16 protein-coding genes are annotated in these 22,671 nt (G+C 66.2%); 11 read left to right on the top strand and 5 right to left on the bottom strand.

Going from position 1 to position 22,671, the window contains the following annotated elements:
* The 3 genes from BMX32_RS02045 to BMX32_RS02035 are packed head-to-tail and all read left to right on the top strand — an operon-like array spanning window position 1 to window position 8,655.
* A complete protein-coding gene (locus tag BMX32_RS02045) occupies window positions 1-6,486 on the top strand; it encodes an Hpt domain-containing protein (RefSeq protein ID WP_089974137.1) in 6,486 nt (2,161 codons plus the stop codon).
* Window positions 6,479-8,188 (top strand): chemotaxis protein CheB, encoded by a 1,710-nt coding sequence (locus BMX32_RS02040; RefSeq protein WP_089974136.1) that lies wholly within the window; start codon window positions 6,479-6,481, stop codon window positions 8,186-8,188. The genes BMX32_RS02045 and BMX32_RS02040 overlap by 8 nt, the downstream gene beginning before the upstream one ends.
* Complete coding sequence (locus tag BMX32_RS02035; RefSeq protein WP_089974135.1) at window positions 8,185-8,655, top strand: chemotaxis protein CheW; 471 nt, start codon at window positions 8,185-8,187, stop codon at window positions 8,653-8,655. The genes BMX32_RS02040 and BMX32_RS02035 overlap by 4 nt, the downstream gene beginning before the upstream one ends.
* Before the next feature lie 12 nt (window positions 8,656-8,667).
* On the opposite strand, the gene BMX32_RS02030 is transcribed toward BMX32_RS02035, so the two are convergent.
* From BMX32_RS02030 to BMX32_RS02015, 5 genes are read right to left on the bottom strand one after another with little or no spacing between them, the layout of a single operon-like run.
* Window positions 8,668-9,552: a hypothetical protein gene (locus BMX32_RS02030; protein ID WP_089974134.1), complete on the bottom strand. Its 885-nt coding sequence runs from the start codon at window positions 9,550-9,552 to the stop codon at window positions 8,668-8,670.
* On the bottom strand, window positions 9,549-10,784 hold the full coding sequence (locus tag BMX32_RS02025; RefSeq protein WP_089974133.1) for a Tle-like phospholipase domain-containing protein: 1,236 nt from the start codon (window positions 10,782-10,784) through the stop codon (window positions 9,549-9,551). The genes BMX32_RS02030 and BMX32_RS02025 overlap by 4 nt, the downstream gene beginning before the upstream one ends.
* A 24-nt stretch (window positions 10,785-10,808) precedes the next feature.
* Window positions 10,809-11,519, bottom strand: a complete 711-nt coding sequence (locus BMX32_RS18380; RefSeq protein WP_139206653.1) for a hypothetical protein — start codon at window positions 11,517-11,519, stop codon at window positions 10,809-10,811.
* Window positions 11,520-11,575: 56 nt separating this feature from the next.
* A complete protein-coding gene (locus tag BMX32_RS02020; protein ID WP_089974132.1) occupies window positions 11,576-12,268 on the bottom strand; it encodes a hypothetical protein in 693 nt (230 codons plus the stop codon).
* A 17-nt stretch (window positions 12,269-12,285) separates the two neighbouring features.
* Window positions 12,286-14,094 (bottom strand): type IV secretory system conjugative DNA transfer family protein, encoded by a 1,809-nt coding sequence (locus BMX32_RS02015; RefSeq protein ID WP_089974131.1) that lies wholly within the window; start codon window positions 14,092-14,094, stop codon window positions 12,286-12,288.
* Window positions 14,095-14,371: 277 nt separating this feature from the next.
* On the opposite strand from BMX32_RS02015, the gene BMX32_RS02010 reads away from it, so the two are divergent.
* From BMX32_RS02010 to BMX32_RS01975, 8 genes are all read left to right on the top strand, one after another.
* Window positions 14,372-14,569 (top strand): hemin uptake protein HemP, encoded by a 198-nt coding sequence (locus BMX32_RS02010; RefSeq protein ID WP_049808664.1) that lies wholly within the window; start codon window positions 14,372-14,374, stop codon window positions 14,567-14,569.
* Window positions 14,570-14,659: 90 nt separating this feature from the next.
* On the top strand, window positions 14,660-15,223 hold the full coding sequence (locus BMX32_RS02005) for a hypothetical protein (protein ID WP_049808665.1): 564 nt from the start codon (window positions 14,660-14,662) through the stop codon (window positions 15,221-15,223).
* A gap of 323 nt (window positions 15,224-15,546) precedes the next feature.
* Window positions 15,547-16,818, top strand: a complete 1,272-nt coding sequence (locus BMX32_RS02000; protein ID WP_029213592.1) for an efflux RND transporter periplasmic adaptor subunit — start codon at window positions 15,547-15,549, stop codon at window positions 16,816-16,818.
* Window positions 16,819-16,852: 34 nt separating this feature from the next.
* Window positions 16,853-17,563 carry an ABC transporter ATP-binding protein gene (locus BMX32_RS01995; protein WP_029213593.1) on the top strand — a complete coding sequence of 237 codons (711 nt, stop codon included), beginning with the start codon at window positions 16,853-16,855 and terminating at the stop codon, window positions 17,561-17,563.
* A gap of 28 nt (window positions 17,564-17,591) precedes the next feature.
* Window positions 17,592-18,899, top strand: a complete 1,308-nt coding sequence (locus tag BMX32_RS01990; RefSeq protein ID WP_089974130.1) for an ABC transporter permease — start codon at window positions 17,592-17,594, stop codon at window positions 18,897-18,899.
* A gap of 9 nt (window positions 18,900-18,908) precedes the next feature.
* A complete protein-coding gene (locus BMX32_RS01985) occupies window positions 18,909-20,123 on the top strand; it encodes an ABC transporter permease (RefSeq protein ID WP_170843539.1) in 1,215 nt (404 codons plus the stop codon).
* Window positions 20,124-20,133: 10 nt separating this feature from the next.
* Entirely contained in the window at window positions 20,134-21,438 is a 1,305-nt protein-coding gene (locus BMX32_RS01980) for an ABC transporter permease (protein WP_089974129.1), read from the top strand.
* A gap of 5 nt (window positions 21,439-21,443) precedes the next feature.
* Window positions 21,444-22,655, top strand: coding sequence for an ABC transporter permease (locus BMX32_RS01975; RefSeq protein ID WP_089976818.1), 1,212 nt, complete (start codon window positions 21,444-21,446; stop codon window positions 22,653-22,655).
* The last annotated feature ends 16 nt before the right edge of the window (window positions 22,656-22,671 follow it).

Genomic DNA, 22,671 nt, shown 5'->3' with positions numbered 1-22,671 from the left:
GTGAGACTTCAAGACCATAACGATTTCACCACGCTGCACTGGGTCAAGGCCGAGCTCGACGACGCCTTGTCCAAGGCACGCCAGGCCCTCGAGTCGTACGTCGAGGACTCGCGCGACGCCTACGTCATGCACACCTGCGCCGCGGACCTGCACCAGGTCCACGGCACGTTGCGCATGGTGGAGCTCTACGGCGCCGCGATGGTCGTCGGCGAGATGGAGCAGCTGGTCGCCGCGCTGATCGACGACCGCGTGGCCCATCGCGACGACGCGTATGCCGCGCTGATGCGCGGCATGATGCAGATGCCGGATTACCTCGAGCGCCTGCAGAGTGGCCACCGCGACGTGCCGATCGTGCTGCTGCCGCTGCTCAACGACCTGCGTGCGAGCCGTGGCGAACAGTCGCTGCACGAGTCCGCGCTGTTCACCCCGAATCTCGACACGCTGCTGCCGCAGGCGGCACCGGGTGCCAGCGATCCCGCGATGGCCGAAGCCAATCGCGCGGAGGTGGCCGAGCTGCGCGTGCGCTTCCAGCAGCAGTTGCTGGCATGGTTCCGCGGGCAGGGCAACGAGCGCCAGCTCCTCGGCATGCGTGCCACGCTCGATAGCCTGGCCGCGCGTTGTTACACCATTGCGGGCCGTCGCCTGTGGTGGATCGCCGCAGGCGTGCTCGAAGGCCTCGAGCGCGGCGTGCTGCGCGCGCACGAGAAGGACGTGCGCCAGCTGATCGGCCGTGTCGATCGCTCCATTCGCGAACTCGTGGACGGCGGCGAAGACGCACTGCTCAGCGGCGACTCCGACGAACTCGCACGCAAGCTCCTGTACTACGCCGCGCAGGCCAAGCCGGGCAGCGAGCGCATCGAGGAACTGCGGGAAACCTATCGCCTCGACGGCCTGCTGCCGCAGGCGGCCGAAGTCGAGCATGCACGTGGATCGATGTCGGGCCACAACCGCGCGTTGCTCGATACCGTGTCCGCCGCGATCAAGGACGACCTGTTGCGGGTGAAGGAAGCCCTCGACCTGTTCCTGCGCCGGCCGGACGGCGATCCCGCCCAGCTCGGCGCGCAGACCGACGTGCTGGATCGCGTCGGCGACACGCTGGGCATGCTCGCGCTCGGCGTGCCGCGCCGCGTGGTCGGCGAACAGCGCCGGATCCTCGGCGAGATCGCCACGGGCACGCGCGATCCCGACGAAGAGTCGCTGCTGGACGTCGCCGGCGCGCTGCTCTACGTCGAAGCGTCCCTTGACGACCATATCGAACGCCTGGGCGCCGAAGGCGAACACATGCAACCGGCGGACCTCGGTCCGTCGCCGCTGCCCCGGAGCGAAGCACGCCACATTCTCTCGACGCTGATGCGCGAGGCGACCGCCAACACCTCCAGGGTGAAGGATGCGATCGTCGGCTTCGTCGAATCGTCGTGGGACCACGAACAGCTGGCGGGCACGCCCGAATTGATGGCCGAGATCGGCGGCGCGATGCGCATGCTGGGTGCCGGTCGTCCGGCCGAACTGGCCGATGGCATCGGCCTGTTCATCCATCGCGAACTGCTCGGCGACCGCCGCGTGCCCAACGGCACGCAGATGGACCGCCTCGCCGACGCGCTCGCCGCGCTCGAGTACTACCTCGAGGCGGCGCGCGAACATCGCGGCGGTCTGGAGCACATCCTCGACGTGACGCAGCAGAGCCTGGCCGAGCTCGGCTACTGGCCCGTGCCGGTGGACGAGGAGGTCGCTCACGACGAGGACGGCGAAGCACTCGGCCAGATCGCGCTCGACGAGATCGAAGCCGAGGCCATCGCGCACATCGCGGTGCCGTCGACCAGCGCGGACGCGGGCGAGACGGTGTCGAGCTTCGCCGAGACGTTCGACCTCGTGGACGAGCCGCCCGTGGAGGCTTCCGCCGCCGAGGAGCCGCTTGCCGTCGCCGACGTTTCCGGACCGGATGCCGACGACGACTGGATCGAGATCGAAGAAGAAGTCGAGCAGGAAGTCGGCGGCGCCGGCATGGCCGAGTTCGCGGGCTTCCAGATCACCGTGGACGGCATCGACGACGAGATCCGCGAGATCTTCCTCGAGGAGACCGAGGAAGAGATCGGCAACCTGCGCACCGCGCTGGGCCACTGGCTCGCCGAGCCGGAGCGGAGCGACGCGCTCGTGCCGATCCGTCGCTCGTTCCACACCCTCAAGGGCTCCGGCCGCCTGGTTGGAGCACGCCTGCTGGGCGAGTTCGCCTGGAAGGTCGAGAACATGCTCAACCGCGTGCTCGACGGCACCATCGCGCCGCACGACGGCGTGCAGGCGCTCGTGCGCCACGCCGTGGACGCGCTGCCGCAGCTGAAGGCGGCGCTCGAAGGCGACGCCACCCCGGCGGCACCGATCGCCGCGATCATGGAGACGGCCGATCGCCTCGCCATGGGCGACACCGCGTTCGTCGAAGACGTCGCCCGTCATTCGATCCATCGCGTGCGCAGCAAGGTCAAGCGTCGCGTGCCGCGCGATACGATCGCGGCCGTGCCGACGGCGGGTTTCGCCGCCTATGGTCAGCCGGTGGCCGAATCCGCCGCCGACGTCGCAGCGGACGCGTCGGTCGACGCGAGCGACGACGTCGATGGCGCGGACGTCGCGGCGGTCGACGCCGCGGCTGCCGAGCCGGTGTTCACCGCCCCGTCGCTGCCGCCGGTCGACGCCGTGCTGCTCGACATCCTGCGCACGGAAGTCGCGCAGTACCTCAATGTCATCCGCGCGCATCTCGCGCGTGCCGACGAAGAAGAGCTGCCCGTCGACGATGGCCTGCTCCGTGCCGTGCACACGCTGCACGGCGCCATCGGCATGGTCGACATTCCGGTGCTCATCCAGGTGCTGGCGCCGCTCGAGGGCCTGATCAAGCGCGTGCGCGCGACCGGCCTGCCGCTCGGCCCCGATGGCGTCGCCGTGCTGACGGATGCCGCGGACCTCGTCGACCACGTGATGGCGCTCTTCGACACGCCGGATCCGCGCGTTCCCGATGTCGCCGCGCTCGCGGCACGCATCGCCGCGCTGCGCGATGCGCAGCCGGAAGCGACGGTCGCCCATATTCTTTACGAGCCCGATCCCGTGCTGCCGGAGGACGAACCGTCGCTCGACGCGACGCCGGACGTCTTCGCGGAAGAAGCCGCGGCACCGGAAGCCATCGCGCCGGAAGCGAACGAGCCGGAAGCCATCGAGCCGGAAGCCATCGAGCCGGAAGACGACGTGCCGGCCGACATGGCCGAGGCGTGGCTCCCGGAAACCATCGACGAGCCCGTCGTGGAAACGGCCGACGAACCGGTCGTGGCGTCGACGGCGGAGTCGACGATGGAGGAGGCCGCAGAGGATGCCGAGCCGTCCGACGACGAACTGGACGACGCGACCCACGAACTACCGGTCATCGACCTGTCCGCCGTGGAACCGATCGCCTCCACCGACGATCTCACGGCGGAACTCCTCGCATCGTTCGAGCGTTTCGAGATCGACAAGCCGGAAGGCGAGGTCAAGCCGATCCTCAACTACGATCCGAGCGAGGAGGCCGCCTGGCGCGCTCTCGTCGGCGAGATCGAAGGCGAGGCGACGGCGGTGGAACAGTCTGCCTTGCCGCAGCCGATGTCCCACGACGGTGATGTCCTGTATGTCGAGGACGGCCTGGTCGAACCGCGTGTCGACGAAGCGCCGATCGACGAGACCGTCTCCGAAGAGGAAGGCTTCCTCGCGGACGAGCTCGTCGGAACGGAATCGATGTCCGACGACGACGACGCCGCCGAAGCCGAAGCCGAAGCCGAAGCCGAAGCCGAAGCCGAAGCCGAAGCCGAAGCCGAAGCCGAAGCCGAAGCCGAAGCCGAAGCCGAAGCCGAAGCCGAAGCCGAAGCCGAAGCCGAAGCCGAAGCCGAAGCCGAAGCCGAAGCCGAAGCCGAAGCCGAAGCCGAAGTCGGCGCCGAAGTCGGCGCCGACGCGGCGATCGCGACCGACGCCGCGTTCGACGACGAGCCCGTCGTCATCGAGGACCAGTCGCACGAACCCGTCGCCGAACCGGTGCACACGCCGATCGACGAGCCCGTCGCCGCGCTCGTACCCGAGCTGTCGCCTTACGCCGATATCGACGCGGACCTTCTCGAGGTCTTCATCGAGGAAGGTCGCGAGATCCTCGATCACGCGGACGCCGCACTGGCGTCCTGGCGCATCGAGCCGGAGCAGTCCGAGCACGTCGCCGCCCTCCAGCGCGATCTGCACACGCTCAAGGGCAGTGCGCGCATGGCGGGCATGGCCGCGGTTGGCGACCTCTCGCACGCGATGGAAGCGTTGCTCGACGCCGTGGCCGGTGGCCAGCGCGAGAGCGACCGTGCGGCCATCGAAGCCATGGAGGTCGGTTTCGATCGCCTGCACGGCATGATCCAGAGCATCGCGCAGGGCCGGGCCATCGGCCTCGTCGAAGCGGACATCGAGCCATTCGCGCGCCTCACGGGCGTGCCGATCGCACCGGACACCCTCACCGCCGAGGCGTATCGCGAAGAGCGCGAAGCCGCCATCGTCGTGCCCGCGCCGGCCATCGAAGCGCACGCCGAGCCGGAGCCGCCGGTACTCGATCGCGAGCTGCCGGATCTGTTGCCGGAGTTCGAGGAAGAAGAACTCCAGCGCGCGTCGCAGGAACAGATCCGCGTCCGCGCGGACATGCTCGACACGCTCGTGAACCACGCGGGCGAGGTGTCGATCTACCGTTCGCGCCTGGAACAGCAGACGGCGAGCTTCCGCTCCGCGCTCACCGAGCACGAGCAGACGGTGAGCCGCCTGCGCAGCCAGCTGCGCATGCTGGAAATCGAAACCGAAGCGCAGATCATCGCGCGCTACCACCAGGAGCATCGCGACACGGGTGCCACGAGCTTCGATCCGCTGGAGCTCGACCGCTTCTCGCAGTTGCAGCAGTACTCGCGTGCGCTCGCCGAGTCCGTCTCCGATCTGGTCTCGCTGCAGACCATCCTGGACGAGCTGACCCGTCAGTCCGAGAACCTCCTGCTCCAGCAGCAGAAGGTCAACGCGGAACTGCAGGAAGGTCTCATGCAGACGCGCATGCTGCCGTTCGACGCGATGGTGCCGAACCTCCGTCGTACGTTGCGCCAGGCGGCCTCGGACGTGGGCAAGCGTGCCCAGCTCGTGGTCGAGGGTGCCAACGGCGAAATGGACCGCAACATGCTCGACCGCATCAAGGCGCCGTTCGAGCACATGTTGCGCAACGCCGTGGCGCACGGCATCGAGTCGCCGTCGACGCGCGAGGCCGCGGGCAAGAATCCCGAAGGCACCGTGCGGATCCAGGTGGCCCGCGAAGCGACCGAGGTCGTGGTGCGTCTGTCCGACGACGGTGCGGGCATGGATCGCGACGCGATCCGCGCCAAGGCGATCGAGCGCGGCCTGCTGCGTCCCGATGCGCGCGTGTCCGACGACCAGATCTACCAGCTGACGCAGGTGCCTGGCTTCTCGACCGCCGAGAAGGTTACCCAGGTGGCCGGCCGCGGCGTGGGCATGGACGTCGTCGCCAACGAGATCAAACAGCTCGGTGGCACGCTGGGCATCGAATCGCAGCAGGGTGCGGGCACCACGTTCGTGATGCGCCTGCCATTCACGCTCGCGGTGACGCAGGCGCTGATCGTGCGCATCGGCGAGACGAACTTCGCCATCCCGATGACGTCGGTGCACGGCGTGGCCCGCGTCGAGCCGAACGAGCTCGCCCATCGCATGGCCGACGAGGCACCCAGCTTCGAATACGCCGGCGAGGACTACGACATCCACGATCTGCCGCAGCTCCTCGGCGTGCACGTGGTGTCGTCGCCGGACGAAGGCGACGTGCCGCTGCTGCTCGCCCGTTCGGGCGACCTGCGCGCCGCGATCCGCGTGGACGCCGTGCTCGGCTCGCGCGAAATCGTGGTCAAGCCGGTCGGCCCGCAGGTCAGCTCGGTGCCGGGCATCCTCGGCGCGACGATCATGGGCGACGGTTCGGTGCTGATGATTCTCGACCTCGCGCCGCTGGTGCGCCACGGCGTGGCCCGCCGCGCGTTCGAAGCCGAGGCGCTGGTTCCGCATGCGCCGCGCGCGCAGGACGAAGTTCGCGTCAAGCCGCTCGTGATGGTGGTGGACGATTCCATCACCATGCGCAAGGTCACCGGCCGCGTGCTGGAACGCCACGAGTTCGAGGTGATGACGGCGAAGGATGGCGTGGATGCGATCGAGAAGCTCAACGAACGCGTGCCCGACCTGATGCTGCTCGACATCGAGATGCCGCGCATGGACGGCTACGAGCTCGCCACGCTGATGAAGGCCGACGAGCGCCTGGCCGGCGTGCCGATCATCATGATCACGTCGCGTACCGGCGACAAGCATCGCCAGCGCGCGTTCGACATCGGCGTCGACCGTTACATCGGCAAGCCGTACCAGGAGAACGACCTCATCGTGCAGATCAACGACGTGCTCGGAGTCCACCATGGGTGACCGGCAGGCGACGGTCGCGCTGCTATTCGACGACGAGGCGCTTTCGGCGCACCTGCGCGAGGCGCTCGTCGCGCAGGGCGCGCGGATCGTCTACGAGGCGGACCTGCGCACGTTCGCGCCGGCCGAGCTGGTCGGCTCGTCGGCCGACGTCGTGGTCGTGGATCTGGACAATCCCGGCGACGAGGACCTCGATCGTCTCTACGACACGGTGGAAGGCGGGCATCCGCGGCTCGTCTTCAACGACGCCGATGCCAGCCGCAAGCTGGAGGGCTGGGATCGCGCCCGCTGGGCGCGCCATCTGGCCGCCAAGCTCGTCGGCGAGATCGCGCTCGATCCTCCGCGTCCGGACGACGCACGTGCGATCGAGCCGCGCGTCGCGGCCATCGCCGGCGTGGCGGCGCCCGCCGAAGAAGCCTTCGCCGAACCGATCGTCGACGATCTGGCGATCACCGGTAGCCATGGGTATCCCGAGACGCCGATGCCCGTCGAGGAAACGCCGGACACGGCGTTCGACGAAGTGTCGGGTATCGACGCCGATCGCATCGACGACCTGAATTTCTCCACCGCGTTGCAGCTGGAAGACGACGAGGCTGGCGAGGCGGATCCCGTCGAACTCGCCGCCGAGCTCGAAGCGCTCCTCGCCGACACGGGTTCCGGCCCGCTCGACGACGACGGCATCGACGGCGTGCCGTCCACGCCCGTGGAGCTCACCGAACTGGCCTCGCTCGATCTTTCGGGATTCGAGGTCATCGAGGACGACGTCGTCGCGCCCGTGGCCGTCGAACGCGAGTTCGACGTCAGCCAGTTCAGCCTGGCTTCGATGGACGACGCTCCGGCGGTGCCCGCCGACGACACGCCGTCGCTCGAGATCGAGCACCGGGCGACCGAGTACGTACCGCCGCCGGTGCCGGAATGGGACCTGCTCGACCACGACGCCGTGATCGTCCAGCCCGTGTCGCGCGCGGAGCCTGCCGCGTTCGGTATCGAGACGCTGAGCGCCGTCGAATACCTCGCCCACGATGTCGTCGACGACGGCACGCATGGTCTGGAAGCCGGCCTGTCGCTGGAGCTCGTGTCGATCGAAGAAGCCGTCGCGCCACGTACGGATGGCGACTTCGCGCACGAAATGTTCCTCGGCGACGCGCCGCGTGCGGTGCGTCGTGTGATCGCCCTTGGCGGCACGATGGAAAGCGAGGCATCCATCGCGGCTTTCCTCGCCGCCTTGCCGGCCCGCGTGCCGGGCGTGTTGCTCGTGGCCGCCCATCACGACGGTGACACCGCGGCGTTCGCCGCGCGCCTCGGCCGCGGCAGGGTCGCGAACGATCGCAGCCACGTCGATCACGGCGATTGCCTGATCGTGCCGCGCGGTTCGCACGTGCAGGTCCGCCGCGACGGCAGCGTGACCGTGCGCGACGACGGCAGCGCGTCCAGTTCGGCCGGCCCGTCGATCGACGGCATCTTCAGCACGCTGGCCGGTGGGTTCGGCAGCGATGCGCTGGCGATCGTCTTCGCCGGCCGCGGTAACGACGCCGTGGCGGGCTCGCAGGCGATCTACGACGCCGGCGGCCGGGTCTGGGTCGAAACCGTCGCGCCCGAGCTCGAAGCAGGGCAGATGGTGACCGGGATCCGCGAGGAGCGCGTCGCCGGATTCGCCGGGGACCCGCGCACCCTGGCGCAGAAACTGATCGAGGAATTCCCATGAGCGAGCCGTTACCGCGCGAAATCCGCTGCGTCCTGATTCCCAGCGGCGGCGTGCGCCTGCTGCTGCCCAATGCGGCGGTGGCGGAAGTCATCACGCTCGCCGGCGTCGAACCGGTCGCCGATGCGCCGTCGTGGCTGCTCGGTCGCATCGCGTGGCGCGGCTGGCGCATTCCGCTGGTGAGCTTCGACCACGTCGCCAGCCTGCCGGACGACGCGCCGGCGCAGGCCTCGCGCGTGGCCGTGCTCAAGGCGGTGGGGCAGCACCCCGACATGCCCTATGTCGCGGTGCTCACGCATGGCTTCCCGAAGCTGACCACGCTCAACGCCGAGCTTCTGCTGCCCACGCACGACGGGCACGAACTGCCGTTCGGTGTGCGTGCCCGCGTGCTGGTGCGCGACGATACGGCGGTGATCCCGGATCTCGAGGAACTCGAGAGCACGCTGGTGGACATGCTCGCCGAAGCCTGACGGCGACGATCGTCAGGACGGCGTGGAGCGAACTGCCACGTACACGTTGGTGTCGTTGAGGTGCGCCTCGCCGAGCCGATCATGCTCGCCGATGAGGCTGAGCATGCGTTCCTTCGCGGATTCTGCGACGGTGATCGCAACGGTGTCGTTCACGCACACGGCGAACTGGTGGAGCACGTGAGCAAACAGGTTCAACGCCACCGCTTCGGTATAGAGGGTGTCGGACAGGCCTCGCGCCCTGCGATAGGTGTCGGCCGACGATCGCTCGGGCTCGGGGATGCGCCCGGAATCCAGCGCGTCGATGAACTGCTCCGTCGCCATCTCGCCCGCGTCGCTCGTCTTCGAGAGGATGGGGTGAACCCATGAATCGAGGCCGACGGATGCCGCTCGCGAGGTAAGCGTCGGCCATTCGGCCGCTCGGTCATAGAAGGGCGACAGGCGACAGCGAGCGTCCAGTCGCGCGAGCCACGGCCCGGGCTGGGCATCGTCCGGAAAAGCATGGTGCCAGCGGGAAACCCGCTCGCGCTGCGCGTCGAGGTGTCGGCGCACCAGCGACTCCAGCCGGTCCGCCTCCGGATCGCAGAGCACGTAGATCGTGTCCACCGCCAGCCGGATGCTTTCCTTCGCCAGGACCATGGCGCCGAAATGGCGTCCCTGTTCGAGATCGGCCATGGCGGCCAAGTGCAGATCGCCCAGGGCCGCCAGCCCCTGCATCGAATACAGCACGAACGCCTTGCACTCCTCGATCTGGAAGTGAGTGGTACTGTGTGCCAGTTCGTCCGCTGTCGTTCGCATGGCGGGTAGGTGACGGCGCAGGCCGATGAGATCCACGGCCCGCGTCTCGTACCGGGCAATACGCTGGCTGCTGTCGTCATGCGTGAAGAAAGGCCACTTCATCGTACCGGCCCCTGCTGGGCGAGCTGCGCCGACTGCGCGATCTGCCGAGAGATTTCCATCTGCTGCTGGTCGACCTGCCGTATCTGCTGCATCGACTGCCCAGGTTCGGGTGCCTGTCGGGCCAGATCGATGACGGCGGGCGTCGCCAGCCAGCTCTTGCCGTGAAACTCGATCGTCATGCGCTCCTCGTTGAGATGCACCCGGTCGAGATTGCAGGCGGTGATCCCGTTCTCATGGCATGTCGCGGTGAACTGCATGAGTCGCTTCGGGCCGGCGTCGGGGACGCGGTCCTGCAGGGCGCCGTAGAGCGCCTGCGTATCGCGGCCGAGTAGTTCCACGCCGTTGCGGTCGGGCGCAGTGGCGCCAAGTGCCGTCGCCGCAGCGGGTGACAACGGTCCTCGCTGGTGTTCGCCCAATAGATTCCACGGTGCCGACAGGTCGAGCGGTACGCCAGGTGGCAGATGCTCCAGAGGTCGACTGGGACGCTGCTTGCGCTCCTTCTCGAATTCGGGGAAATAGTTCTGCGCGAACACCGCACCGGGCCGATTGAGACCCTTATCCCAAAAGTTGCCAATACCGTGTGCCGCGGCGAGGGCTCGGGCCTCGCCGAGGGGCGCTACGCTCCCCGGCGTATGGTTCTGGTAGTCGTGATAATCCATGTAATGCACCTTTTCGCCAATGTGCCTCGACGGGCGAGAGACTGGGTCGTGGTGCATGCGGTGGTTTACTACGCGGTGTGTCGCCGACTCAACGTCGAGGGGCTGAATGCGGCTCAGTGATTCCGCCATGGCGCGAGCGCCATAGGCGTTGAAGGTTTCCGCATGGATGCCGGCCGCTTCGGGCAGGCTCGCTTGCAGCTGCGCAAGAGCGCCGCCGAGGGAGTGACCGGTGATGCTGATATAGCTGGATGGAAGATGGTCTGCCTTCGCGATACGAAGTGCTTCGCGCATCGTGTTCGCCGCTTCGGGCCATTGTGTGGGTGCACCCATCATGCCCATGCCGAGATCGGCGACGAGATCATGGATATCGGCAGGATCGGTGCCCTTGTTGACCACAACTAGCTGGTTTGTCGCGGAGTCCTGCACTACAGCACCGCGATAGTTGGTCGTCGACGGCGGCGAGACATATCTAACGACGAAGCTACGTGTGTCGCTCGTAAGTTCACTCTCTACGGTCAGGGGATCGTAGATACTCTGGGAAAGAAAGGCATATTGTTCTCGCGGGAGAGGCATGTCCGATTCCTTGGATAGTTGTTGTTACTGGTTATTGCTGCCTGCTGGCCGCGCGATGGGCGCGGCGTCGGACGGCATTGGCTCAACAGATTTGCTGAAGTGGCTAGGTAAAGGCGAGTGCAGCGGTGCGGAGTCAGCTGAGACGCGGATGGTGATGGGTATGCGTCTGCTATCGGGGATGTCGCTATAGAACGTCGTATCCGGCACTTTCTCTTCATTACTGAAGCAGCGCAACGCATGGTCGCTTCTTCGGAATGGACAGATGGCGCGGTATTCCGTGCCCGCAGAAAGGCTCTCACGCATACCCCAGAAAACGACGACATCAGTTCCGCTATCTGCATCGCGAACTCGCACCTGTGGCTTGGCAAGTTCCCAGTTGCACGTATCCCTCTTGTATCGGTCAAGGTAGATGTCGAACACTGCCACTCGTGAGTTTCGGCTCATGTTCGGAATATCGTAGGTGGCCTTGGGATAGATAAAGCGCCGATTCCAGCCAGGTTCGACGTAGCCGCATTCACTTTGCTGATTCTGATAGAGCGCCTTCATGACGATTGCGTAACGCTTGCCATCTTCCGGCCGATCAAAAGAAACTGTGACGTGTAGCGTTTCTTTAGGGTGGGGATTGAGTGACGGTGGGCTGAAGTCCTTCGTTTCAGCGCTGAAAGCAATCGACGGAAGGAACAAAAGCGGAAATGCAGTCCATCGGAAGGGGGCGATCGATCGACCTGTTTCCATCGACATGTACCTGTGATTGAGAAAGGGCATAGCCAAGTGTCTGTTGGATCCAGTTCTTATTCCGTACCGTGCTGCGAGAGTCGCTTGGGGCCGGTCGTCGGCAACACTGGCAGCGGGAGGTCGCTGAAATAATCGGGCCGCACTTTTCCGGGTGGTGTGGAATCCTTCGACACCTGAATCGTCAACTCTATGTGCTTGTTTGCTGGGATCCGATTAAAGAAATCCACATCCGGGATCCGTTTCCCCCTGTCAAAGCAAGGCACCGGTGTAAAGAGTTCGTCCGGGAACGGACATGTTGTTCTGAACTCGCTGCCGGGAATCAGATCGTCGTCGTATCCCCAGTCCACCACGGCGGTGTTCAGCGAATATCGGTCGCGAATTTCGACGTCTGGCTTGAAGAGCGCCCAATTGCAGGTTCTCTCGTTGTATCGGTCCCAGTAGATGTCGAACTTCGCTGTCCGCGGGTCGAGGCTCTTATTGGGGACAGTAAAGTTGGTTTCGAGGTAGACGGGATCGGAGCTCCAGTCTTGACTAACATAGCCACACTCGCTCTGCCGATTTTTATAGTTCGCGGTCATGTTGATGCTGTAGCGCCTCGCGTCCTCCTGATGAACGAAGGACACGGTGATATGTATGGCTTGCGTGGGATGCGGGTTGAGTGGTGGTGCATCGAGCCGCCGTGTTTCGGCGACACCCTCCGAGACTACGAGGCAAAGCAGTGGGACTAGCGCCCATGTGCGAACCTTCATGTGATTCCTTCTTCCGCTCACTCGGCAAGGGCGGCAGCCGCCACGTGATTGTTTGCCTTCGCCCGTGCCATGGGACTCGGTGCGATTTCAGCTGCTTTCGGCCGCACGATCCGCGCCGGCGGCATGCTCGCCCGCTCCCGATACACCTTGTCCTTGAAGAACCAGTTCTTCTTCGCGCGGATCGGTTTGCAGCCCTCGTAGAAGATGAGCTCGTCGTCCGCCGGCAGCTCCTTGATTTCCTGCGGCAGGAGCAATGCGCGGCGTTCTTCCGCGTAGCTGGTGGATACCTGGTTGCCACCGCCGCCGCGGCTGGTGCTGCGTTGCTTCTTGCGCACCGTTCGGTAGCCCAGCATTTCGCTGTATTCGTTGGCGTCGGACTGTTCGCGCGGGGCGAAGACGATCTGCGCGCCATGGTTGGTGATGAAGTTCTGCGCGTCGTTGTCGCCGTAGGTGCCGTTGAGCTGGGCGCGGCTCTGGATGATGCAGAGGTCGCGCACGCCGTAGCTGGCCGAGATCGATATGCGCTTGGCCCAGACATCGACGCGGCCCATCGCGGTGAACTCGTCCATCATCATCAGCACCTGATGCTTCAGATCGGGTTCCGCGCCCAGCTGCTTGTCGAGGTTGTTGCCGATGACGGTGCTGAAGAAGATGTTGAGCAGCTTCGCGCTTTCGTCGAGCTTGTTGGTGGGAATGATCACGTAGAGCGTCGTGAGACGCCGGCGCAGGCTCTGCACGTCGATGTCCGTGGCGTTGGTGGCCGCGGCGAGTACCGGGCTGAGGAACTGCTGGAGCGGCGCCTGCATCGATGCGATGACCGACGAGAAGGTCTGGTCGGCAAGGCCAGCGAGGTTGGTGAACACCGTGCGGGTCTGCGGGCTCATGAAACGCAGCGAAGGCTTGGCGAGGATCGTCTGCAGCATCGCCTTGGTGGTGCTTTCGCCATCGCCGCTGGAAAAGCGCAGAATGCGTTCGAAGGAGGGGAAGGCGTCGGATGCGTTGATGTCGGGGCGCGCGCCATGCGTCGCCGCGACTTCGTGGTCCCACGCCTCGAACATGTAAGACGTGAATGCCGTGAACGCGGCACGCGCCTGCGACGTCCAGAAGGGATCCTGTCCCGGCGCATCGGGATAAAGGATGGCAGCGATGGTCTGGATTTCGCCGATGCGCTTTCCGGCGTTCATGTCGGCGAGCACCGTCATCGGGTTGAAGCGATGGGTATTGCCCCCTTCGTCGTAGGGCGCCCACACGCGGATCAGCTGCCCTTGCGCCTCGCGCCAGCCGCTCGTATCCGCGAACAGCTCGCCCTTGATGTCGAGCACCACCATCGATTCTTCGTACGACAGAGCGACCGGCTTGGCGACGCTCGCGGTCTTGCCCGAGCGTGTGGGGCTGATGGTGATGACGTGCTGGGCACCGCCCAGCCACAGCTCCCGGCCCTTGAACTTGCCGATCAGGATGCCCTGCTTCGTGCGCGTCAACAGCCCTGCTTTCTTCAGGTCGGCGAGAGTCGCGAAGCGTGCGTCACCGTGCGTGGAGGCCTTGTCCGTGTCCGCGCGAAACATCGAGACGACGATTCGCCACATCGTCGCGCACCAGACGAGAAGGGGCGGGGCACACCCGAGGACGATGCCGAGCTTGATACGCAATGCGTAGGGTCGGTACGCCGGCAGGTCGAGGACCTGGGCGTAGCGCCAGGCGGTATTCCACTGTACCGGTCCCTCGACCGCGAGCAGCAGGTGGACCGCGTAGCCGGCGCCGTAAGCGGCGCCGGCGAGAGCGAACAATGTGACGACGAGCGATGCGATCGCCTTCCAGGCCTGCATGAGGTGACGCTCCTTGTGATGAGCGGCGGATGCTGGTGCAGGCAGGGCGCCGTTGGCAATCGGATGAAGCGGATGAACTCTGAAGGCATTGATCTGCAAAGAAGTTGGAATGCCGGCCGTCGCGCGACCGCGCTCATCTGGCTTGAGATAAATCACCTATGGGATGACAATATTAGCAATTACTGGGTGTCATTATGATTCGGATCGCCATTGCCCTTGACTGCTAAGTGAGAATCATTATCATCAACGACGAACCCCAACCAGCGGAGTCAAAGTCATGCTGCTACGCACGCTTCCCCTGACCGACAACGGCGGCCGCGACAAGGTCGTCGCCCTCCGTGCGGCCCCGGTCGCCACCCGTCGCATCGAGAGCAAGAACCTGCTCGACGGCTCCCGCGAACTCGTCATCGAACACCAGGGCAGCGAGTACCACCTGCGCCTCACGCGCAACGACAAGCTGATCCTGACCAAGTAACGCCCAGCTCCCCGACGCCAAGCCACGCGGGTTCTCCCCGGACCGCCCAGCCAGGCACCCCCCATCGCTTTCGTCTTCGGGAGACGCCCCATGTTCGGTTGGCTCGCATCTTTCGGCGTGCAGACGCGCGCCCGCTCCACGGCCAGCACGCGCTGGCTGGAACTCGCGCCGCGCACCCTGTTCGAAGGGCTCGGACAACTCGGCGGCGTGCTCTACCTCGCACCCGAGGCGCCAGCGAAAGCGTCCGACACATCGCGTCCCCATGGTTGCCTCGTGGAATCCGCCGAGCTCGCTCCGTTGCTCGCTACGCGACACGTCGGGCTGACCTGCGCCATCACGGCCGAAGGTCCCCGCGAATGGATCGATTGCGTGAGTGGCGATGGCGACACCGTCGCCCGCATCTATCTGCTGCCGGACACCGACTACCTCGCATGGGACGGCCTCTTCGCCGGCGCGCTGCCGGCCGATGCGCCTGCGCGACGCGCTCCCGATCGCGACTGGCTGCGCGCCTCGCGCGCACGCGTTCTCTCGTTCACCCGTCGCCGCATGGTCGGCTTCACGGTGCTCGGGACCTGCGATGCGTCGATTTCGTCACTGGGGCGGGGGGTGGCGCGGGATATCGCGGTCTCCGAGTCGGTCGGAATTGCGGTCTAGTCCAGATCGCCCGGCGGCGTCGGGTCACTGTGGGAGCGCGCTCGCGCGCGAAGGAGTGCTTGCCGCGAGCACCCTTCGCGCGCGAGCGCGCTCCCACAGGGGTTGCTGGTTTCCCACAACCGCTACAGAGCGCCCGGTACCTTCCCTGTACTCCCAGGTGCCCCGTTCCAGCCTGGGGTGTCCGCGTCTGAAACTGTCCGGACACATTGTCCGCGGACACCGCCCTGGCGAATCGGGATGGCGGTAACTCTCTGAAATAACGCTACTTCCGTGGTTGGCACGGCGCTTGCTCGATAGACCGGCAAGCACTCAGGGAAGCCACCATGATCCGCGATACCTCCGCACAGGACCGTCTCGTCGAAGTTCGCCCCCAACGTCGGCGCAAGCTGCTGCTGATCGGTGGCGGCGTCGCCGCCGTGGCGCTGATCGCGCTGGCGGCGCCTCGCGTCGCCACGATGTTCTCGGCGGACACGTCCGTCAGCGCCTCCCGCCTCAACTTCGGCACCGTGACCCGCGGCCCGTTCGTGCGCGACATCGCGGCCGAGGGCAAGGTTGTCGCAGCGGTGAGCCCGACCATGTACGCCGCATCGGCCGGTGCCGTCGTATTGAAGGTGCATGCGGGCGACGTGGTGAAGAAGGACCAGGTGCTCGCGGTGATCACCAGCCCGGAGCTGACCAGCAAGCTCGCGCAGGAAAAGTCCGCCGCCGATGCGATGGAAGTGGAATACCTCCGCGCGCAGATCGAGGCGAAGAAGAAGCGCTCCGAGTTGCAGAAGGCGTTCGACAACGCCCGTGTCGACGAGACCACGGCCGAGCGCGACCTCAAGCGCTACCAGGGTGCCTTCAGCAAGGGCGCGGTGCCCGAGGCCGATGTCGACAAGGCGAAGTCCACGCTCGACAAGGCGCAGATCACGACGAAGCACGCGACGACGGACCTCGCGATGGACAACGATAGCCTCACCTTCGACGTGCAGGCGAAGAAGCTCGCGCACGACCGTCAGGTGCTTCTGGTGAAGGACCTCGAGCGCCAGGTGGGCGACCTCGACGTGAAGTCGCCGGTGGACGGCCAGGTGGGCCAGCTGTTCATCGCCGAACGTGCGACGGTGGCAAAGGATGCGCAGCTCCTCAGCGTCATCGACCTGTCCGCGCTGGAAGTGGAGATGAAGGTGCCCGAGAGCTTCGCGCGCGACCTCGCCATCGGCATGCCGGGCGAGATCAGCGGCAACGGCAAGCAGTGGAACGGAAAGGTCAGCGCCGTGTCGCCCGAAGTCGTCAGCGGCGAAGTGTCGGCGCGCCTCCGTTTCGATGGCGAGACGCCGAAACAGCTGCGCCAGAGCCAGCGCCTTTCCGTGCGCATCCTGCTCGACAAACGCGACAACGTGCTCACCGTGCAGCGCGGCTCGTTCGTCGACGAAAGTGCCGGCCGCTACGCCTTCGTCGTGAACGATGGCATGGCGGACCGCCGCGACATCCGCGTCGGTGCGAGCAGCATCGACAAGGTCGAAATCCTGGACGGGCTCAAGGAAGGCGACAAGATCGTCATCTCGGGTGCCGACACCTTCGGCGACGCGAAACACGTCGCCATCAGCCGCTGACCCACACGTCTTCACTTTTACCGAGGGACAACCCATGCTCAAGATGACCCATCTCGCCAAGGTCTACCGCACGGAAGTCGTCGAGACCTACGCGCTGCGCGACTTCAACATCGACGTGAAGGAAGGCGAGTTCGTCGCCGTCACCGGGCCGTCCGGTTCGGGCAAGACCACGTTCCTGACCATCGCCGGCCTGCTGGAGACCTTCACCGGTGGCCAGTACCACCTCGACGGCGTCGAAGTGAGCCAGCTCGACGACAACGCCCGTTCGCGCATCCGCAACGAGAAGATCGGCTTCATCTTCCAGGCGTTCAACCTGATCCCCGACCTCAACGTGTTCGACAACGTCGAAGTGCCGTTGCGCTACCGCGGGATGAAGGCGGCGGAACGCAAGCAGCGGATCATGGATGCGCTGGAGCGCGTCGGCCTGGCCTCGCGCGCGAAGCACTATCCGGCCGAGCTCTCGGGCGGCCAGCAGCAGCGCGTGGCCATCGCGCGCGCGCTGGCGGGCTCGCCGCGGCTGCTCCTGGCCGACGAGCCGACCGGCAACCTCGATACACAAATGGCGCGCGGCGTCATGGAGCTGCTCGAGGAGATCCATCGCGAGGGCGCCACGATCGTCATGGTCACGCACGACCCGGAGCTCGCGGCACGCGCCCAGCGCAACGTGCACGTGATCGACGGCCAGGTGGTGGATCTCGCGGAAGAACCGCGCTTCCACGCCCACGCGCACGTCGCCCACTCCTGATCACCGCGCCTACGTCCCGGGGGCCTTCATGTTCGCTTACTACCTCCAGCTCGGCCTGCGCAGCCTGCGCCGGAATCCGATGCTCACCGCGCTGATGGTGATGGCCATCGGCTTCGGCGTCGCGGCGTCGATGACGACGTATTCGGTCTTTCGCGCGACCTCGCGCGATCCGATTCCGCAGAGGTCCGACGTGCTCTACAACGTGCAGCTCGACAACTGGGGTCCGGAAGGCAGGAAGGACGACGAACCGCCGCCGGCGCTTTCGTACACCGACGCCACCACGCTCCTGCGGGCGCACAAGGCCAAGCGACAGACGGTGACCTATCCGGTGGGCATCTCGATCATCCCGGAAGACCCGTCGCGCCTGCCGGTGCGCAAGGGCGCCTACGCCACCGGTGCCGATTTCTTCCCGATGTTCGACGTGCCGTTCATCCAGGGATCCGGATGGACGCTCGACGACGACGAGAAGCATGCGAGCGTCGCGGTGATCACGAAGTCGCTCAACGAGAAGCTGTTCAATGGCGGGCAGAGCGTCGGCAAGCAGATCAACGTCGACGGTCATCTGTTCCGTGTGACCGGCGTCATCGAAGACTGGGCCCCCCAGCCCTTGTTCTTCGACGTGCCGAACACGTCCGGCTTCGACGAAGGCGCTTCGATCTACGTGCCGTTCAATCGCGCGGTGGACCTGAAGCTGCCCAACGACGGCAACAACAACTGCAACAAGGAACCGGCCGAGGGCTGGGATGCCTACCTTCGATCGGAATGCATCTGGCTGTCGCTGTGGGCGGAGCTGCCCACGCGTTCCGACGCCGATGCGTACCGCCAGTACCTGACGGGCTATGCCGCCGAGCAACAGCGGGCCGGACGTTTCAGCTGGGCTCCCAATGTTCGCGTTCGCGATGTCATGGACTGGCTATCGGTGCAGAAGGTGGTGCCGCCCGAGTCCCAGGTGTCGCTGATCGTTTCGCTCGGCTTCCTCGCGATCTGCCTGGTCAACACCGTTGGACTGCTGCTGGCGAAGTTCATGCGCCGGGCCCCCGAGATCGGCGTGCGTCGTGCGCTCGGCGCATCGCGCCGCGAAATCTACGCGCAGTTCCTCATCGAAGCCGGCACGATCGGCGTCGCGGGTGGCCTGCTCGGGCTGCTGCTGACGGGCCTCGGCGTGCTCGGTGTCGGACTGGTTTTTCCCGAACAGATCGCACGCCTCGCCACGCTGGATCCGATGCTGGTCGTCCTGACGCTGGTGGTCTCGATCGCCGCGGCGGTCATCGCCGCCTTCTATCCCACGTGGCGCGCCGCCCAGGTCCAGCCGGCCTGGCAGCTGAAGTCGAACTGAGGAATCGTCATGCAGATCAAACCCATTCTCTCGGCGCTGCGCCGCCACAAGGCGGGCACGATCCTCATCGCCCTGCAGATCGCGCTCACGCTGGCCATCGTCTGCAACGCGCTGTTCATCGTGCACGAGCGCGTCGAGCACGTGAGCCGCGTCACCGGCATGGACGAATCCAACGTGGTGGCGATCCAGAACCGCTACGTTGGCACGCCCGAGTCGTACATCCCTCTGGTCAAGACCGACGTGCAGGCGCTGCGGTCGATGCCGGGCGTGGAAGACGCCTATGTGACCAACGCCTTTCCGCTCCGGCAGGGCGGCTGGTCCACCGGGATTCAGCTCAAGCCCGACGGACAGAAGGAAGGCGTGTCGTCGGCGCTCTATTTCGGTGACGAGCACACGCTGAAGACGCTCGGCGTGAAGCTGATCGCCGGCCGCAACTTCACGTCTAACGAGATCGTTTCGATCAACCGCGACGACAGGCCGGCCCCGCCCCAGGTCATCGTCACCAAGATACTCGCCGACAAGCTGTTTCCCGACGGCGACGCGCTCGGCAAGACGATCTATTACTCGAAGGGCCGCCCCTCGACGATCATCGGCATCGTGGCGAAGCTGACGGTGCCGTGGACGGACTGGGAGTATCCGGACAACGTCACGATCATGCCGCTCACGTTCAACAGCAGCTACCAGATCTTTCTGGTACGCGCCAAGGCCGGACAACAGGATGCCGTGTACAAGTCCGTGGCCGATACGCTCTACGGCGTGAACCGCATGCGCGTGCTGCCGGAAAACTTCGGCGTCCGCACGTTCGAGATGGTGCGGGCCCGCGCGTACGAGAAGGACCGCGGCATGGCGATCCTCATGAGCATCGTGTGCGGCGTGCTGCTCGCCATCACGGCCGCCGGCATCGTGGGTCTGTCGAGCTTCTGGGTCGGTCAGCGCCGCAAGCAGATCGGCGTGCGGCGCGCATTGGGTGCAAGACGCAGCGACATCCTCGGTTATTTCATGACGGAAAACTTCCTCATCGCCCTGGCGGGCGTCGTGGTGGGCGTGATCCTGGCGGTGGGTCTGAGCCAGTGGATGTTCACCCACTTCGAGATGCGGCGGCTGTCGTTCACCTACGTGATCGTGGGCGTGGTGGTGCTTCTCGGCCTCGGTCAGGCCGCGGTATTCGCCCCGGCACTCAAGGCATCGAAGGTATCGCCCGTCGAGGCGACGCGTAGCGTCTAAAGGATCGTCGATGTTCGGGTATTACGTGGAACTCGCCCTGCGCAGCCTCCGGCGAAGCAGGGCGCTCACGGCGCTGATGGTTCTCGCCGTCGCCCTGGGTATCGGGGCAAGCATGACCACGCTGACCGTGCTGCACGTGTTGTCCGGCGACCCGTTGCCCGGCCGCAGCGGGTCGGTCTTCATGCCGCGGCTCGACCCGCGCGACCTGGACGGTTACGACGCGTCGGCGGCCCTGCCGACGCAGGTCACGTGGGCCGACGGGATGAACCTGCTCCGCGCGGGTCGTGCGCATCGCCAGGCGCTGATGGTCGGCGGCGCCACCGCGGTGCAATCCGACGACGCATCGCTCGATCCTTTTTTCGTCCCGGCGCGCTTCACCACGGCGGATTTCTTCCCGATGTTCGGGGTTCCCTTCCGCTACGGAAACGCGTGGAGTAACGGCGACGACGAAGGCCGCGCGCGCGTCGCCGTCATCAGCGACGCGCTCAACGACCGGCTGTTCCATGGCGGCGACAGCGTGGGGCGCACGTTGCACATCGACGGCGTCGACCTTCGCATCGTCGGTGTGCTGGCGCCGTGGCGCGTCGTGCCCCATTTCTACGATCTCAGCACGGGCGACTATGCGACGACCGAGCAGGTGTACGTGCCGCTGCGTACCGCCCGGGATCTCCGTCTCAAACGCAATGGCGGCGTCGAGTGCTGGGGCAGCGGTTCGGCCGACGAAGACGGGATGGAAACGGCGTCGTGCGTGTGGCTCCAGTTCTGGGTGCAGCTCGACGACGCCGGCGCCGTCGCCGCGTACCGGACGTTCCTCGACGGATACGTACACGAGCAGGTCGCCCGGGGCCGGTTCCTGCGTCCGGCACGTTCGGAGCTGCCGGATGTCATGCAGTACCTCGACGAACGGCGCGTGGTGCCGGGCGACGTCAGGCTGCAGGTATGGCTCGCACTCGGGTTCTTCGTCGTCTGCCTGGTCAACACCGTGGGCCTGATGCTCGCGAAATTCATGCGCAGGGCGGGGGAGGTGGGGGTGCGGCGTGCCATGGGGGCGTCGCGCCGGAGCATCTTCCTGCAGCTGCTCACCGAGGCCGTCGCGATCGGCGTGGCCGGCGGCGTCGGCGGACTGCTGGTCGCGCTGGCCGGGCTGGCGCTCGTCCGCCAGCAGCCGTCGGCGGCGGCGCATCTCGCGCACCTCGACGCGACGATGCTCGCGACCACCTTCGCGGTGTCGATCGCCGCGACCGCGCTCGCGGGCGTCGTACCGGCGTGGCGCGCCTGCCGTATCCCTCCCGCGCTGCAGCTGAAGAGCCAGTGATGTCGATCGACGTGCTCCCCATTCTTTCGACGCTGCGCCGCCATCGGCTCACGGCGACGTTGCTCGTGCTGCAGATCGCGCTGACCTGCGCGATCGTCTGCAACGCGACGTTCCTCATCGGCGATCGCCTGAGTCGCATGCTGATGCCGAGCGGCATCCCCGAAGAGCAGCTCATGCGCATCACGGTGTCCGATATCGGAGCGCGCGGCGACGTGCACGCGCGCACCGTCACCGATCTCGCGGCACTGCGCCGCGTGGCGGGTGTCGACGCGGTCACGGTCGGCAATTCGCTGCCGTTCGGCAGCAGTTCGTGGACGTCGGGCCTCCGGCTCGACAAGGCGCAGAAATCGCCGAGTATCGACGTCGGTCTGTTCTACGGCGAAGGCCTTTCGGACGTGCTCGGTCTCCGGCTCGTCGCGGGCAGGCGGTTCACGCCCGACGAATACGTCTGGGTCGACGACCATGTGACCCGACGCGCCGCCGGTGCGAACGTCGCGATGGTGACGAGTGCCCTGGCGAAGCGTCTCTTCCCGGAAGGGAGCGCACTCGGACGGCAGGTCGTGATAGGCACCGATACGATGCGGATCGTCGGCATCATCGACCGGCTCGCGGCCGCCTCCGTGTCGGCGCGAGACGATCTGAACGACACCGTCGTGCTGCCCTGGCGCATGATTCCCGCCTATGGTGGCGGGTACTTCATTCGTGCGCGGCCGGAGCGGGCGGCACGCGTGCTCGCCGACGCCGTCGCCGCGCTCAAGGCGGTCGATCCGCGGCGCGTGGTGGTGGAGGCGCGCCTGTATCCGGAGATCCGCGCCCGCTATTTCGCGACCGACCGCGCCATGGCGCTCACCCTTGGCGTCGTGTCGATGGCGCTGCTGGTCGTGACCGCGCTGGGCATCGTGGGGCTCGCGAGCTTCTGGGTGGGACAGCGCCGGCGCCAGATCGGCATCCGTCGCGCGCTGGGCGCCCGTCGGGCGGACATTCTCCGCTACTTCCAGACCGAGAATTTCCTCCTGGCCAGCATGGGCATCGTGCTCGGCATGGTGCTGGCCTACGGCGTCAACCTGATCCTGATGCGCCAGTACGAACTGCCGCGCCTGCCGCTGCTCTACCTGCCGGTGGGCGCGGTGGCGCTCTGGATCCTGGGCCAGGTCGCGGTGCTGGCCCCGGCGCTTCGCGCGGCCTCCGTGCCCCCCGTGGTCGCCACCCGTGGATAGAATGAAGAAATGTGCC

It is taken from the genome of Luteibacter sp. UNCMF331Sha3.1, from assembly GCF_900109915.1.
In the GTDB taxonomy this organism is placed as follows: domain Bacteria; phylum Pseudomonadota; class Gammaproteobacteria; order Xanthomonadales; family Rhodanobacteraceae; genus Luteibacter.
Note: the sequence above shows the minus strand (reverse complement) of the source record. Positions and strands in the feature narration are given on the sequence as shown.